Origin of the sequence: Kitasatospora sp. NBC_01302 (assembly GCF_035976515.1) — a bacterium.
Lineage (GTDB): Bacteria > Actinomycetota > Actinomycetes > Streptomycetales > Streptomycetaceae > Kitasatospora.
The window spans coordinates 7,729,365-7,742,684 of record NZ_CP108404.1; the positions used below are offsets into that span (position 1 = coordinate 7,729,365).

Here is a 13,320-nt window from a genome sequence, read left to right on the forward strand (position 1 = left end):
CGCTTCTCCGAGTGGCCTTCTGCGTGGTCCGCTGAAGCGGAGCGCAGGCTTCCAGGGCGGTGCCCCGGGGCGGTGCGCCGAGTCGAACTGGTGCGCACGATCCATCTTGGACCATGGCGAGGGCTCTGGCACACTGTCGCTGTCGGCTGACGAACTGTCACGCCGAGCCTGACAGGGGAGCGCAGGATGTGGGGTCGGGGGACCGAGCTCGGGGGGCGTTACACGCTTGCCGAGCGGCTCGGCGGCGGGGCCATGGGCGAGGTCTGGTGTGCGGAGGACGGTGTCCTCGGACGCCAGGTCGCCGTCAAGATCCTGCTGCCGGCCCTGCTGGCCGACGCGACGTTCATGGAGCGGTTCCGGCGCGAGGCCAGGCTGCTCGCCTCGATCAACCACCCGGGCATCGTCGAGGTCCACGACTACGGCGAGAGCGAGGCCGGCGCCGGGAGCCCGGTCGCGTACATCGTCATGGAGCTGATCACCGGCCGGCCGCTGGACGAGGCGCTCGCCGAGAGCGGTCCGATGCCGGCCGAGCGGGCGCTGGGCATCGTCGCCCAGGCGCTGGACGCGCTGCACGCCGCGCACAAGCGGGGCATCGTGCACCGGGACATCAAGCCGTCCAACCTGATGCTGCGCGACGACGGCCGGGTGGCGGTGACCGACTTCGGCATCGCCAGCGCGATGGCGGGGACCCGGATCACCTCCACGCAGGCGGTGCTGGGCACGGCGCTGTACGTGGCCCCCGAGCGGGCGGAGGGTGCGTCGTCCGACCCGGCCTCCGACCTCTACTCGATGGGCGTGCTCTGCTACGAAATGCTGGTCGGGACACCGCCGTTCACGGGCGAGACGGCGCTGGAGATCGTGCTCAAGCACGTGCGGGAGCCGGCCCCGGAACTGCCCGGCGGGTTCGCGCAGCCGGTCCGGGACCTGGTGGCCATCGCGCTCGCCAAGACGCCCGAGGAGCGGTTCGCCGATGCCGCGGTGATGGCGGCCGCGGCGCGCGGTGCGGCCGAGGGGGTGCCGGTCGCGGAGGCGGTCGGGCGGACGGTGCCGCTGGGGGGCAAGGGCCGCCCGGGGGCGGTCGTGGTGGCGGCGGAGGCAGTGGAAGGGGCAGCGGGTGCTGCCGAGCCGGCGGCTGCGGTCGTGGCCGAAAGTGCTGCCGGGCCGGCGGCCGGGGTCGCGGTCGAGAAGGGTGCCGGGCCGGCGGCCGGGGTCGCGGAGGGTGCCGGGCCTGCTGCCGAGGTTGAGGCGGGCGGTGCAGCCGCTGCCGCCGACCCCGCAGCCACGTCGAACACCGCGACCGCCGGGAAGCAGACGCAGCCCGTGGTGGCCGCGCGCTCCCCGTGGTACCGGCGCCGCTTGGTGCTGCCGGTGCTGATCCCGTTCGGTGTCACGGCGGTGGTGGGGTCGGCGGTGCTCATCGACCGGACGCCGTTCAGCTCCGACGCGGCGGTGCCGGACGCGCGCCCGGCCGTGACGGCCTCCGCCGGGCAGTCGGGCAGCGCCTCGGCGTCGGGCGCGGGCTCGGCCTCGGCGTCCGCGTCGACGTCCGCCGGCGGCTCCGCCTCGCCCAGCGCGTCGGCCTCGGGGGCCTCACCCTCGCCCTCGGGTTCGGCGTCGCCGAGCGGCTCGGCGTCCCCGACCGCGGCCGGCGGCACGCCGTCCGGCGCGGGGCAGCCCGGGACGGGTGCCGGTGCGGGCGCGCGGACCGGGGGAGGCGGCGGCCAGCAGGGCGGTGGCGCGGCGAACGGCGGCGGCTCGGGCACCAGCGGTTCCGGTAGCGGTGGTTCGGCTAGCGGTGGCGGTGCGGGCAGCGGCGGCTCGGGCGGCGGTGCCGCCACGGGCGGTGGTGGCACCGGGAGCGGTGGGAGCGCGCCCGGTGGGTCCGCGGGCGGTGGCGGTGCGCAGAGCGGCGGCGGGTCGTCGGGCGGCGGCAGCACCGCGGGCGGCGGTGGTTCGGCGTCGGGCAGCCAGCCGAATCCGCCCGCGTCCAACAACCCGCCCGCCCCCGACCCGCCCGCCCCCAACCCGCAGCCCAGCTCCGCCGCGCCGGCCTCGGGTTGCGGCGGGGCGAACTGGGGCGCGATCGTCAATGTGGGGGACGGGCTCAAGGTCGGTCTGGCCGACGGCAACCCGTCGGGGAGCGGCGCGGTGATCATGGGTGGCAACACCGGCTACGGCTGGATCCACACGACGGGCCAGTGGGACACCTTCAGCGCCTGCACCATGAACGACAGTCTGCTGGGCATGCAGTACTACGGCGGGAGCGGCACTCAGCTCATCGCCGCCTCCGCCGGCATGGCCTCCTGGCGGATCGTGTCCGCTTCGTCCGGCGTGAACATCAGGGACTACCTGGGGCAGAACTGCCTGACCGACAACGGCGCGGGCAAGCAGCTCACCATGGGCACCTGCACGCCGGGCAACGCCTCCCAGGAGTGGCAGATCCCCTGACCCGAGTCCCCTGACCCGAGCGCGCGGCGCCGGTGGCCCTCCCCCTTGGGGGCGCGGCCACCGGCGCTTCGGCGTCTGCGCGGCTCAGGCGGCCAGCGCGGCCTTGCCGGCCAGCTGGATCCTGGTCTGCTCGGCGACGCGGCGGCCCAGGTGCTCGGCGGTGGCGATGTCCGCCTTGTGCACGCCCTCGGGGCCCTGGTCGTTGTTGGACTGGGCGGCGGCACCGAGGAAGAAGCCCAGGCGGTTGAGGTCGTTCGCCGAGGCGGTGCTGGAGTTCCAGCCCGGGTGCAGGCCCAGGCTCACCCAGCTCATGCCGTGCTGGGCGGCGAAGATGCTCAGGAACTGCAGGGTGGCGAGCTTGTCGCCGCTCTTCGAGGCGGAGTTGGTGAAGCCGGCCGCCAGCTTGTCGCGCCAGGCGGAGGCGAACCAGCGCTTGGCGCTGGCCTCGGCGAAGGTGTGGAAGGCGCCCGAGGCGCCGCCCATGTAGGTGGGCGAGCCGAAGACGATGGCGTCGGAGCCGTCCAGCAGCTCCCACTCGGCCTCGGTGATCGCGTCGACCTTGATCAGGTGGACGGTGGCGCCGGCCTCGGCGGCACCGGCGCGGACCGCCTCGGCGATGACGGCGGTGTGGCCGTAGCCGGAGTGGACGGCGATCGAGATGACGGGGCTGGTCACAGCGGTGCTCCTGGCTTTGGTGTGGATTCGCAAGTGCTAACGAAAGATAAGCACTGTGATTTAGAAAGCGCAACCCCAGGGTTAGCGCAGTGCCCGCGTACACTCCTGCTATGGCGACTGAGAGCTCCGCCGGGACCGTGGCCGGCGATGGTGTGGACGGGCTGCCCTACAACGTGTTCGGGCGCGCCTGCCCGTCGCGGCACGTCCTGAAGGACGTCACGCACGCCTGGGGCAGCCTCACGCTGGCCGCGCTGGCCGACGGCACCTTCCGCTTCAACGAGCTGCGCCGCCGGGTGGACGGCGTGAGCGAGAAGATGCTGTCGCAGACCCTGCAGGCGCTGGAGCGGGACGGCCTGGTGCACCGCGATGCGCAGCTGACCAATCCGCCGCGGGTCGACTACGGACTCACGGGGCTGGGGCGCGAGGTGGCGGACCGGCTGCTCGCGCTGATCGCGCTGGTCGAGTCGCGGATGCCCGAGGTGGCGGCGGCGCAGCAGCGGTACGACGAAGGTCGTGACCGACAGCCGTCCGGGCTGTGACGAGCCCCGCTCCCCGGGCTTTATGAAACTAGTTGCATAGAGGTCGTCCTCGCCCCTACCGTGGAGTAACCACAGTCGCGAGGAGAGTCCGGATGACCGCCTACCCCCACCTGCTGCGCCCGCTCGACCTGGGATTCACCACGTTGCCCAACCGGGTGCTGATGGGTTCGATGCACGTGGGCCTGGAGGAGGCGCCCGACGGCTTCGAGCGGATGGCCGAGTTCTACGCCACCCGGGCCCGCGGCGGGGTCGGCCTGATCGTCACCGGCGGCATCGCGCCGAACGAGGCCGGTCGGCCGTGGGGCGGCGGCGCCAAGCTCAGCACCCCCGAGGAGGCGGCCGAGCACCGCGTGGTGACCGAGGCCGTGCACGCCGCCGGTGGGCGGATCGCCATGCAGATCCTGCACTTCGGCCGCTACGCCTACCACGAGGACCTGGTGGCGCCGAGCGCGATCCAGGCCCCGATCAGCCCCTTCGTGCCGAACGCCCTCACCGAGGAGCAGATCGAGCAGACCATCGAGGACTTCGCGCGCACCGCCGAGCTGGCCCAGCAGGCCGGCTACGACGGCGTGGAGATCATGGGCTCCGAGGGCTACCTGATCAACGAGTTCATCGCCGCGCCCACCAACCAGCGCGAGGACGCCTGGGGTGGCAGCTACCAGAACCGGATGCGGTTCCCGGTGGAGATCGTCCGCCGGGTGCGCGAGCGGGTCGGCCCCGAGTTCATCCTGATCTACCGGCTCTCCATGCTCGACCTGATCCCCGGCGGCTCCACGCTGGCCGAGGTGATCGAGCTGGCCCAGGCGGTGGAGGCGGCGGGCGCCACCATCATCAACACCGGCATCGGCTGGCACGAGGCGCGCATCCCCACCATCGCCACCTCGGTGCCGCGCGGCGCCTTCGCCTGGGTCACCAAGAAGGTGATGGGCTCGGTGGGCATCCCGCTGGTCACCACCAACCGGATCAACACCCCTGAGCTGGCCGAGCAGTTGCTCGCCGACGGCTGCGCCGACCTGGTCTCGATGGCCCGCCCGCTGCTCGCCGACCCGGACTTCGTCGCCAAGGCCGCGGCCGGCACCCCCGAGGCGGTCAACACCTGCATCGGCTGCAACCAGGCCTGCCTGGACCACACCTTCAGCATGAAGATCACCTCCTGCCTGGTCAACCCGCGGGCCTGCCACGAGACCGAGCTGGTGCTCTCGCCGACCAAGCTGCGCAAGCGTGTCGGCATCGTCGGCGCCGGCCCCGCCGGACTCGCCTGCGCGGTCTCCGCCGCCGAACGCGGCCACGCCGTCACGCTCTTCGACGCCGCCGAGACCATCGGCGGGCAGCTCAACATCGCCCGCCAGATCCCCGGCAAGGAGGAGTTCAACGAGACCCTGCGCTACTACCGCCACCAGCTGACGCAGCATCAGGTCGAGCTGCGGCTGGGTGCGTTGGTCACGGCCGAGACGCTGGCGGCGGAGGGCTTCGACGAGGTCGTGCTGGCCACCGGCGTCACCCCGCGCACGCCCGAGATCCCCGGCAGCGACCACCCGAGCGTGCTCAGCTACCTGGACGTGCTGCGCGACAAGGCGCCGGTCGGCGACCGGGTCGCGATCATCGGCGCGGGCGGGATCGGCTTCGACGTCGCCGAGTACCTCACCGACCCGGGCACCTCGGCCAGCCAGGACCCGGCCGCGTTCTTCGCGCAGTGGGGTGTGGACACCGAGCACAGCGGCGCCGGCGGCCTGCGGCCCGCGGTCCGGCCTGAGGTGAAGCGCCAGGTGCACCTGCTGCAGCGCAAGACCACCAAGGTCGGTGCCGGGCTCGGCAAGACCACCGGCTGGATCCACCGCACCGAACTCAAGCACCGCGGCGTGGTGATGGCGGCGGGCGTCGGCTACGAGCGGATCGACGACGCCGGGCTGCACGTTACGGTGGACGGCCAGCCGCAGCTGCTCCCGGTGGACACCGTGGTGCTCTGCGCCGGGCAGGAGCCGCGTCGCGAGCTGGTGGAGCGGCTGCAGGAGCTGGGGATCGAGCCGCACCTGATCGGCGGGGCGGACGTGGCGGCGGAGCTCGACGCCAAGCGCGCCATCGACCAGGGCACCAGGCTCGCGGCCTCGCTCTGATCCGAGTGCGCTGATCCCGAGTGCGCTGATCCCGAGTGCGCCGGGCCAGAGCGCTCGGGGCCACGCGTATCGGTCGTGGTCGGACCGGCTCGCCTGGAAACTAGGATGCTGTCGCAGTACCGTCGCGCAGTCCAGGAGAGCCGGTCCGCCATGTCGCTTCCGCACGCCATCCTCACCGCCCTGCTGGAGAAGCCCTCCTCCGGGCTGGAGTTGACGCGACGTTTCGACAAGTCGATCGGCTTCTTCTGGTCCGCCACGCACCAGCAGATCTACCGGGAGCTGGGCAAGCTGGAGCAGTCCGGACTGATCCGCTCACTGCCCCAGCCGCCCAGCCGGGGCCAGCGCAAGGCCTACGAGGTGCTGCCGGAGGGCCGGGCAGCGCTGGTCGACTGGGTCGCCGAGAGCCAGGACCCCAAGGCGGTCCGGGAGCCGCTGCTGCTGCGCCTGCGGGCGGCCGCGGTGGTCGGGGCGCCCGGCCTGCGGGGCGAGCTCGAACGCCATCTCGACCTGCACGAGCGGCAGTTGGCGGAGTACCTGGAGATCGAGCAGCACGACTTCCCGGCCGAGCAGGCGGCTGACGAGAACCGCCTGCAGCACCTGGTGCTCCGCGCGGGGATCGGTCTGGAGACCTTCTGGATCCAGTGGCTCACCGAGGCGCTGTCCGACACGGCGGGTTGAGTCCCCCGGGACCGTCGGGTGCGGCGGCCTGCCTGCACGAGGCCGTCGCCGCTGACGGGCCGGCGGGGGCGTCAGCGCATGCCGCCGGAAGCGAGGATGACGTCCCCGGTGATCCAGCGTGCGTCGTCGGAAGCCAGGAAGGCCACGAGCGGGCCGTAGTCGTCGGGGACGCCCGTACGGCCCAGCGGGGTGGCGGCGATCGCCTGCGCTTCCTGGGCCGACCCGGCGTATCCCATGGCCCTGGTGCCCTCGGTGTCCGACGGGCCGGGCATGATCGCGTTGACGCGGATGCCGCGCGGGCCCAGTTCCTTGGCCGCGACGATGGTGAACGCGTTGACGGCGCTCTTGGACGCGACGTAGAGCGAGGCGTAGGGAGGGTGGCTGACCGTACCGGCCGTCGAGACGTTGATGATCGACGCGGCGTCGATGTCGTCCTGCGCGGCCAGGGCCTGCGTGGTCAGGATCGTGCCCAGGAGGTTCGTGGTCATCTCGCGCTGGAACTCGTCCTCGGTGATGCCCGACAGCGGCGCGAACGTGGCGACGGCCGCGTTGTTCACGAGCACGTCGACCGGGCCGAACGCCTCGCGCGCCCGGTCGAAGAGAGCGCGCACGTCGTCGCGGCTGGCCACGTCCGCCTGGACCGCGATCGCCCGGCCGCCCTTGGCGGTGATGCCCGCGACGACCCGCTCGGCGCCCTCCGCGTCCCCCCGGTAGTTCACCACGACGGCCGCGCCGGTCTCGGCCAGAGCCTTGGCGATCCCCGCGCCCAGACCCTTTGATGCGCCGGTGACGATCGCCGTACGTGCGTTGTTGCTGCTCACAGTGGCTCCTTGAACATGAGTGCTTGTGGAAGTCACCGTAGGAAAGCCGCTTACTGTTGGGAAGTACATACTTTTTTGTAAGCTGCTGTCATGATGGAGACGGAGCAGGTCGCGACAGCCGCCAGGCTGCTGGCCCATGACACCTTCGACAACAAGTGCGCACTACGGCCGATCATGGATCAGACGACAAGCCGCTGGGCGACTCTGATCATCTCGGCCCTCGTCGCCGGCCCGCACCGCTTCGCGCGGCTGCACGCACGAGTGGGTGGCATCAGCCAGAAGATGCTGTCGCAGAACCTCAAGGCACTGGCCCGGGCCGGGCTTGTCGCCCGGCATGTCGCGCCCACCAACCCGCCCCAGGTCACGTACAGCCTGACGGAACTCGGCGTCAGCCTGGCCGGACCGCTGACCGATCTCATCCGGTGGTTCGGCCAGCACGGAGACGAGCTCCTCGCGGCCCAGCAGCACTACGACGGCCAGCAGGCGTGCTGAACCGCAGGTGGGTCGGGATGAGCGGGCAGTTCGCCGAGGCGTGACGCTGGATGCTTTAATAAATGAACAGCCATTTACAAACGGGATCGACCAAGGGAGCCGCCGCGTGGCCCGTCCCAGAACCATTGATGACGCGGCGATCCTGCAGGCCGCGGCCGAGGTGATCGGACGGGTGGGGCCCGCTGGACTGACCCTGGCGGCGGTGGCGCGCGAGGTCGGCATGGTCCCCGGCACCCTGGTGCAGCGCTTCGGCTCGAAGCGCGGCCTGCTGCTCGCGATGGCCGCCCGGTCCGCTGTGGACGCGGAGCGGCTCGCGGCCCGGGCGCGGGAACGGTACGCCTCCCCGCTCGACGCGCTGGCCGAACTGATCGTCACGTCCATGGCGCCGATGTCCACGCCCGAGACCTACGCCAACCACCTCGCCGCGCTCTGCATCGACCTGGCGGACGCGCAGTTCCGCGAGCAGGCCCTGCTGGTCCACCAAGCGCAGGGCCGGGCCATGGTCGCGCTGCTCGCCGAGGCGCTGGACGACGGCGTGCTCAAACCCGGCACCGACCTCGCCGCGCTGACCGCATCCTTGCAGGCGGTGGTCGCCGGTACCGGTCTGACCTGGGCGCTCGACCGGCACGGCACCCTGAACCAGCGGCTGCGCCACGAGGTCGGCCGGGCGCTGGCCCCGTACGTCCGGACCGTGCCGGGGTAGGTGGGCCCGGGGCCGGAAACGGGGCGGCACGCCCGCTGGTAGCACGACCGCACTGACGGCACTTCGCCGACACTGCTGACAGCACTTCGCCGACAGCATCGACAGCACCGGGGGACTTGGAGGACTCATGGGAAACCAGGCCGTTGTACGTCGGCCCGACCAGCCCGCCCGCCCGCTCGCCGGGCAGGTGGCGCTGGTCGCCGGTGCCACCCGGGGCGGTGGGCGCGGCATCGCGGTCGAGTTGGGCGCCGCCGGAGCGACCGTCTACGTCACCGGTCGCAGCAGCGCGGCGGGCCGTTCCGAGCTGGACCGGCCGGAGACGATCGAGGAGACGGCCGCGCGGGTGACCGCCGCCGGCGGGCTGGGCATCGCGGTGCGGGTCGACCACAGCCGACCCGAGCAGGTCCGGGCGCTCGCCGAGCGGATCGCGGCCGAGCAGGACGGACGGCTGGACCTGCTGGTCAACTCGATCTGGGGCGGCGACCCGCTGACCGACTGGGAACACCCGCTCTGGGAGCAGGACTTGGAGGTCGGTTTCCGGCTGCTGCGGCAGGCGGTGGACACCCATGTGATCACCAGTCGCCATGTCCTCCCGCTGCTGGTCGCGCGCGGGCGCGGGCTGGTGGTGGAGGTCACCGACGGCAACACCGCCCGCTACCGGGGCAGTGTCTTCTACGACTTGGCGAAGTCCTCGGTGATCCGCCTGGCCGTCGCGCAGGCCGCCGAGCTGAGGCCGCACGGTGTCGCGGCCCTCGCGCTCACGCCGGGCTTCCTGCGCTCGGAGGAGGTGCTGGATCACTTCGGCGTCACCGAGCGGAACTGGCGGGACGCCGTGGCCAAGGACCCGGACTTCGCCTACTCGGAGACCCCGGCCTATCTGGGCCGGGCGGTCGTCGCGCTGGCCGCCGACCCCGAGGTCATGGCCAAGTCCGGTCGTGCGCTCGCCACATGGGGCCTGTACCGGGAGTACGGCTTCACCGACACGGACGGCAGCACGCCGGACTGGGCCGCGCACTGGGCCGAGAGCCTGGAGTCCGCGCACGGTCCGCTGGGCGACCCGCTCTGAAGCGCTGAGCAGCCGGGCCCGGTGGAGCCGTCACCGGGTCCGGCCGCCCAGCGAGGCGAGGGTCTCCTCTAACCAGCGTCCGGGCCCGGGCCACCACCGCCGCCGGCCCGGCCGGTTCGCCCGGGGTTTGTCTGACAAGCCCTCGGACGGCGAGGCCCAGCTCGCCGCAGGCAGAGGCCGAGATCCCAGCTCGGCGCATCGCCCACCTCCCCACGTACGGGCCCAAGGTCGCGGTGGGGCGTCAACTTCCCTCGGGCAGTGCGTCGATGGCATGGCGGCGAGCTGCGTCGGCGTACCAGGCGGCGCTGGACTTCGGGGTCCGGCGCTGGGTCGGGTAGTCGACGTGGACCAGGCCGAAACGCTTGCTGTAGCCGTAGGACCACTCGAAGTTGTCCAGCAGTGACCAGACGAAGTAGCCCCGCACCGGCGCGCCGTCGGCGATCGCGCGGTGGACGGCGGCCAGGTGTCCGTGCAGGTAGGCGATGCGCTGCGGGTCGTGGACCGCGCCGGTCGGTGCGGGACGGTCGTCGTAGGCGGCGCCGTTCTCGGTGATCAGCAGGGGCAGGCCGGGGTGGGCGCGCGACACCTCGGTGATCAACTCGTGCAGTCCGGTGGGGTCGACGGCCCAGCCCATCTCCGTCGTCTCGCCGGGCGGACGGTGGAAGAGGACCCGGTCGGCGCCGGGCCAGGGCGAGTGCTCGCCGCCGCCGTGGCCGTCGGTACCCCTGTCGCCCCCGGTGTTCGGCTCGGTGGGAACGACGCCCGAAACCAGCGTCGGCGTGTAGTAGTTGAGGCCCAGCAGGTCGATCGGGCCGGCGATGGTCCGCTCGTCGCCGGGGCGGACCAGGGTGCCCCAGTCGACCAGGGCCGCGGTGTCCAGCAGCAGGTCTTCGGGGTAACGCCCTTGCAGAATAGGGCCGGTGAAGATCCGGTTGCCGACGGCGTCGATCCGCCGTGCGGCCTCCAGGTCGGCGGGTGCGTCGGTGAGCGGGCGGACCTGGTGGAGATTCAAGCAGATGCTGGCCTGTGCGGTGGTGGGGAGCGTGGCGCGCAGTGCGCTCAGGGCCAGGCCGTGGCCGAGGTTGAGGTGGTGGGCGGCGCGCAGCGCGTCGCCGGGGGCGGTGCGGCCCGGGGCGTGGACCCCCGAACCGTAGCCGAGGAAGGCGGCGCACCAGGGCTCGTTGAGGGTGGCCCAGATACCGGCCCGGTCGCCGATGGCGCCGGCCACGAGTGCGGCGAACTCGCCGAAGCGCTCGGCGGTGTCCCGCGCCGGCCAGCCGCCCTGGTCCTCCAACTCCTGGGGCAGGTCCCAGTGGTAGAGGCTGACCACGGGCCGGATGCCGGCGGCGAGGAGTTCGTCGGTCAGCCGACGGTAGAAGTCCAGTCCGCGCTGGGCGGCCGGTCCCCGGCCGGTGGGCTGGACCCGGGGCCAGGAGACGGAGAACCGGTAGGCGCCGAGGTTGAGGCGGGACAGCAGGGCGACGTCCTCGCGGTAGCGGTGATAGTGGTCGGCGGCGCGGTCGCCGCTCTCACCGCCCAGGACCTTGCCGGGCGTTCGGCAGAAGGTGTCCCAGATCGACGGGGTCCGACCGTCCTCCTGGGCGGCGCCCTCGATCTGGTAGGCCGAGGTGGCCGCACCCCACAGGAAGTCAGACGGGAAGGCGAGTTGGGCGGCGGGTCCATCGGTGGGCGGCAGCAGGGGCATGACGCACGCTCGCAGGGGGTGGGAGGGCCGACGGGTGGCTGGGGTGGTGCTGGGTGCTGGGGTTCTGCGGCCTGGGGCGGTGTGAGCAAGGGGAGGTGGGAGCGCTCCCAGAAATCGTTCCGGCAGACTCCCGCCCGCCGAGGTGGGCTGTCAAGGGGACGGGTCAGGGGATCGAGGTCGGGGTGGCCGATGGCAGAGGTCAACTGGCAGCTGTCAGCGTCCTGTTGCCGGATGACGGTCAACGGATGACAGCGCCTGACCGACAGAGAACAGAGAACAGCTGACAGATAATGAAATCTGTCAGTCCCCTCGACAATCCACGGCTAACCCACAGGATTGCCTGCCACAATGTCCCCTTGCCCCAGGTCAAGACCGTCGTACGAGGTGACAGATGAGCAGCTCAACCGCACAGCGCCCCGCCGGGCCCTCGGCCGGCACTGCGGGCGGGCGCGGGCTGCGGCGGCCCACGCTGGAGGAGGTGGCGTCGCTGGCCGGGGTCGGGCGCGGCACCGTCTCCCGCGTGATCAACGGCTCGCCCCGGGTCAGCGACCGGACCAGGGCGGCGGTCGAGCAGGCGGTGGCCGAACTCGGCTACGTGCCCAACCGGGCGGCCCGCACCCTGGTCACCTCGCGCACCGACGCGATCGCGCTGGTGGTCCCGGAGGCCGAGACCCGGCTCTTCTCGGAGCCGTACTTCTCCGGCATCATCAGCGGAGTCTGCGCGGAACTCGCCGAGACCGACATGCAGTTGCTGCTCGTCCTGGTGCGCAACCAGCGTGAGCGCGAACGGCTCTCCGCCTACCTGCGCGCCCAGCGGGTGGACGGTGTGCTGCTGGTGGCCGTGCACTGCGACGATCCGCTGCCGGCCGTGCTGGAGGACCTGCGGATCCCCACCGTGCTGGCCGGGCGGCGCGGGGACCAGGAGTCGCTCGGCTACGTCGCCGCCGACAACGCGGGCGGTGCCCGGAGCGCGGTGCGCCATCTGGTGGCGCAGGGCCGGGAGCGGATCGCCACCGTCACCGGTCCGCTGGACATGGATGCCGCCCGGGCCCGCCTCGCCGGCTACCGCGACGCCCTGGCGGAGGCCGGCCAGGACTGCCGGGAGGAGCTGGTGGGCCTCGGCGACTTCACCGAACAGGGCGGCCGGGCGGCGATGCGCGAGCTGCTGGACCGCGTCCCGGACCTGGACGCCGTCTTCTGCGCCTCGGACGTGCTCGCCGCCGGCGCGCTCCAGGTGCTGCGGGCGGCCGGCCGCCGGGTGCCGGAGGACGTGGCGCTGGTCGGCTTCGACGACTCGATCGTGGCCCGGCACACCGACCCCGCGCTGACCAGCGTGCGGCAGCCGATCGAGCTGATGGGCCGCACGATGACCCGGTTGCTGCTGGACGAGATCGCCGACCTCGGGCGACCCGGCCGTCAACTGGTGATGCCCACCGAGCTGGTGGTCCGCGACTCGGCCTGACGGACCGTCAGACGATGCCGGAGGGGGCCGGTCGCCGCGGGCCCTACTGGTCGGTGTCCTGCCCGGTGCTGAACTGCCCGTTGAGGTCCGGGACGGTGCTCAGGATGGCCGGGGAGACCACGCCGAGCGCGTCCGTCGGGTAGGTCACGGCCTTGGCGGGCACGCTCACCTCGACGTAGGTGGCGCGCAGCGTGGTGGTGAAGCGGTAGCCGCCGTGGCCGTCGTTCTCCAGGTACCACTGGAGGCCGTCGACGTTCGGGCCGGTCGACTCCTGGTTCGCCAGGATGTTGAGCGAGGCCGGCCGGGGCACCCCGCAGCGCAGCACGGTGCGGGGCGAGGTCTGCCAGACGGCCACGTAGCGGGAGCCCGCCGGGTCGGCGCGCGGGTGGTCGACCATCGTGCTCGGCAGTGCCTTCATCAGCGCGGTGCAGTAGCCGGCCGACGTGGCGTCGGGTGTCGGTGCGGTGAGCGGCGGCTGGTAGGTACCGCCGCTCATCAGTACCGCTCCGGTGCAGCCGATCAGCACCACCGGAGCGGCCAGCCAGCGCACCGGCGCGGGCAGGGCCTGCAGAGCGCGCAACGGGCGCTGGAATCGAGACACCGATCGATCGTAACCG

Annotated in this window: 12 protein-coding genes; 8 read left to right on the plus strand and 4 right to left on the minus strand. The window is 72.5% G+C overall.

Annotated features, from left to right (window positions below; all coding sequences use genetic code 11):
- Nucleotides 1–186 precede the first annotated feature (186 nt).
- Entirely contained in the window at nucleotides 187–2,448 is a 2,262-nt protein-coding gene (locus OG294_RS33885) for a serine/threonine-protein kinase (protein ID WP_327070373.1), read from the plus strand.
- A gap of 84 nt (nucleotides 2,449–2,532) precedes the next feature.
- On the opposite strand, the gene OG294_RS33890 is transcribed toward OG294_RS33885, so the two are convergent.
- On the minus strand, nucleotides 2,533–3,123 hold the full coding sequence (locus OG294_RS33890) for a flavodoxin family protein (RefSeq protein WP_327070374.1): 591 nt from the start codon (nucleotides 3,121–3,123) through the stop codon (nucleotides 2,533–2,535).
- 110 nt (nucleotides 3,124–3,233) lie between these two features.
- Here OG294_RS33890 and OG294_RS33895 point away from each other — a divergent pair, with 110 nt between their 5' ends.
- The 3 genes from OG294_RS33895 (at nucleotide 3,234) to OG294_RS33905 (ending at nucleotide 6,454) form a co-directional block, all read left to right on the plus strand.
- Nucleotides 3,234–3,662, plus strand: coding sequence for a winged helix-turn-helix transcriptional regulator (locus OG294_RS33895; protein WP_327070375.1), 429 nt, complete (start codon nucleotides 3,234–3,236; stop codon nucleotides 3,660–3,662).
- Nucleotides 3,663–3,754: 92 nt separating this feature from the next.
- The gene (locus OG294_RS33900; protein WP_327070376.1) at nucleotides 3,755–5,776 is read left to right on the plus strand and encodes an NADPH-dependent 2,4-dienoyl-CoA reductase; all 2,022 of its coding nucleotides are present in this window, start codon (nucleotides 3,755–3,757) and stop codon (nucleotides 5,774–5,776) included.
- A gap of 150 nt (nucleotides 5,777–5,926) precedes the next feature.
- On the plus strand, nucleotides 5,927–6,454 hold the full coding sequence (locus tag OG294_RS33905) for a PadR family transcriptional regulator (RefSeq protein ID WP_327070377.1): 528 nt from the start codon (nucleotides 5,927–5,929) through the stop codon (nucleotides 6,452–6,454).
- Between the two features lie 71 nt (nucleotides 6,455–6,525).
- Here OG294_RS33905 and OG294_RS33910 read toward each other — a convergent pair whose 3' ends face one another.
- Nucleotides 6,526–7,275, minus strand: coding sequence for an SDR family oxidoreductase (locus OG294_RS33910; RefSeq protein ID WP_327070378.1), 750 nt, complete (start codon nucleotides 7,273–7,275; stop codon nucleotides 6,526–6,528).
- Between the two features lie 90 nt (nucleotides 7,276–7,365).
- Here OG294_RS33910 and OG294_RS33915 point away from each other — a divergent pair, with 90 nt between their 5' ends.
- The 3 genes from OG294_RS33915 to OG294_RS33925 all read left to right on the plus strand — a co-directional run bounded on the left by OG294_RS33915 (nucleotide 7,366) and on the right by OG294_RS33925 (nucleotide 9,536).
- A complete protein-coding gene (locus OG294_RS33915; protein WP_327070379.1) occupies nucleotides 7,366–7,767 on the plus strand; it encodes a winged helix-turn-helix transcriptional regulator in 402 nt (133 codons plus the stop codon).
- Between the two features lie 106 nt (nucleotides 7,768–7,873).
- Nucleotides 7,874–8,470: a TetR/AcrR family transcriptional regulator gene (locus OG294_RS33920; RefSeq protein WP_327070380.1), complete on the plus strand. Its 597-nt coding sequence runs from the start codon at nucleotides 7,874–7,876 to the stop codon at nucleotides 8,468–8,470.
- 127 nt (nucleotides 8,471–8,597) lie between these two features.
- Nucleotides 8,598–9,536 carry an SDR family oxidoreductase gene (locus OG294_RS33925; protein WP_327070381.1) on the plus strand — a complete coding sequence of 313 codons (939 nt, stop codon included), beginning with the start codon at nucleotides 8,598–8,600 and terminating at the stop codon, nucleotides 9,534–9,536.
- Between the two features lie 241 nt (nucleotides 9,537–9,777).
- On the opposite strand, the gene OG294_RS33930 is transcribed toward OG294_RS33925, so the two are convergent.
- Nucleotides 9,778–11,241 carry a glycoside hydrolase family 1 protein gene (locus tag OG294_RS33930; protein WP_327070382.1) on the minus strand — a complete coding sequence of 488 codons (1,464 nt, stop codon included), beginning with the start codon at nucleotides 11,239–11,241 and terminating at the stop codon, nucleotides 9,778–9,780.
- A gap of 391 nt (nucleotides 11,242–11,632) precedes the next feature.
- On the opposite strand from OG294_RS33930, the gene OG294_RS33935 reads away from it, so the two are divergent.
- Complete coding sequence (locus tag OG294_RS33935) at nucleotides 11,633–12,703, plus strand: LacI family DNA-binding transcriptional regulator (protein ID WP_327070383.1); 1,071 nt, start codon at nucleotides 11,633–11,635, stop codon at nucleotides 12,701–12,703.
- Between the two features lie 43 nt (nucleotides 12,704–12,746).
- Here OG294_RS33935 and OG294_RS33940 read toward each other — a convergent pair whose 3' ends face one another.
- Nucleotides 12,747–13,304 (minus strand): DUF3515 domain-containing protein, encoded by a 558-nt coding sequence (locus tag OG294_RS33940; RefSeq protein WP_327070384.1) that lies wholly within the window; start codon nucleotides 13,302–13,304, stop codon nucleotides 12,747–12,749.
- Between the last annotated feature and the right edge of the window lie 16 nt (nucleotides 13,305–13,320).

Excerpts from the sequence above, each read along its gene's own strand:
- OG294_RS33885 (WP_327070373.1), top strand. The coding sequence starts at position 187 with ATGTGGGGTCGGGGGACCGAGCTCGGGGGGCGTTACACGCTTGCCGAG.
- OG294_RS33895 (WP_327070375.1), top strand. The coding sequence starts at position 3,234 with ATGGCGACTGAGAGCTCCGCCGGGACCGTGGCCGGCGATGGTGTGGAC.
- OG294_RS33900 (WP_327070376.1), top strand. The coding sequence starts at position 3,755 with ATGACCGCCTACCCCCACCTGCTGCGCCCGCTCGACCTGGGATTCACC.
- OG294_RS33905 (WP_327070377.1), top strand. The coding sequence starts at position 5,927 with ATGTCGCTTCCGCACGCCATCCTCACCGCCCTGCTGGAGAAGCCCTCC.
- OG294_RS33915 (WP_327070379.1), top strand. The coding sequence starts at position 7,366 with ATGATGGAGACGGAGCAGGTCGCGACAGCCGCCAGGCTGCTGGCCCAT.
- OG294_RS33925 (WP_327070381.1), top strand. The coding sequence starts at position 8,598 with ATGGGAAACCAGGCCGTTGTACGTCGGCCCGACCAGCCCGCCCGCCCG.
- OG294_RS33930 (WP_327070382.1), bottom strand. The coding sequence starts at position 11,241 with ATGCCCCTGCTGCCGCCCACCGATGGACCCGCCGCCCAACTCGCCTTC.
- OG294_RS33935 (WP_327070383.1), top strand. The coding sequence starts at position 11,633 with ATGAGCAGCTCAACCGCACAGCGCCCCGCCGGGCCCTCGGCCGGCACT.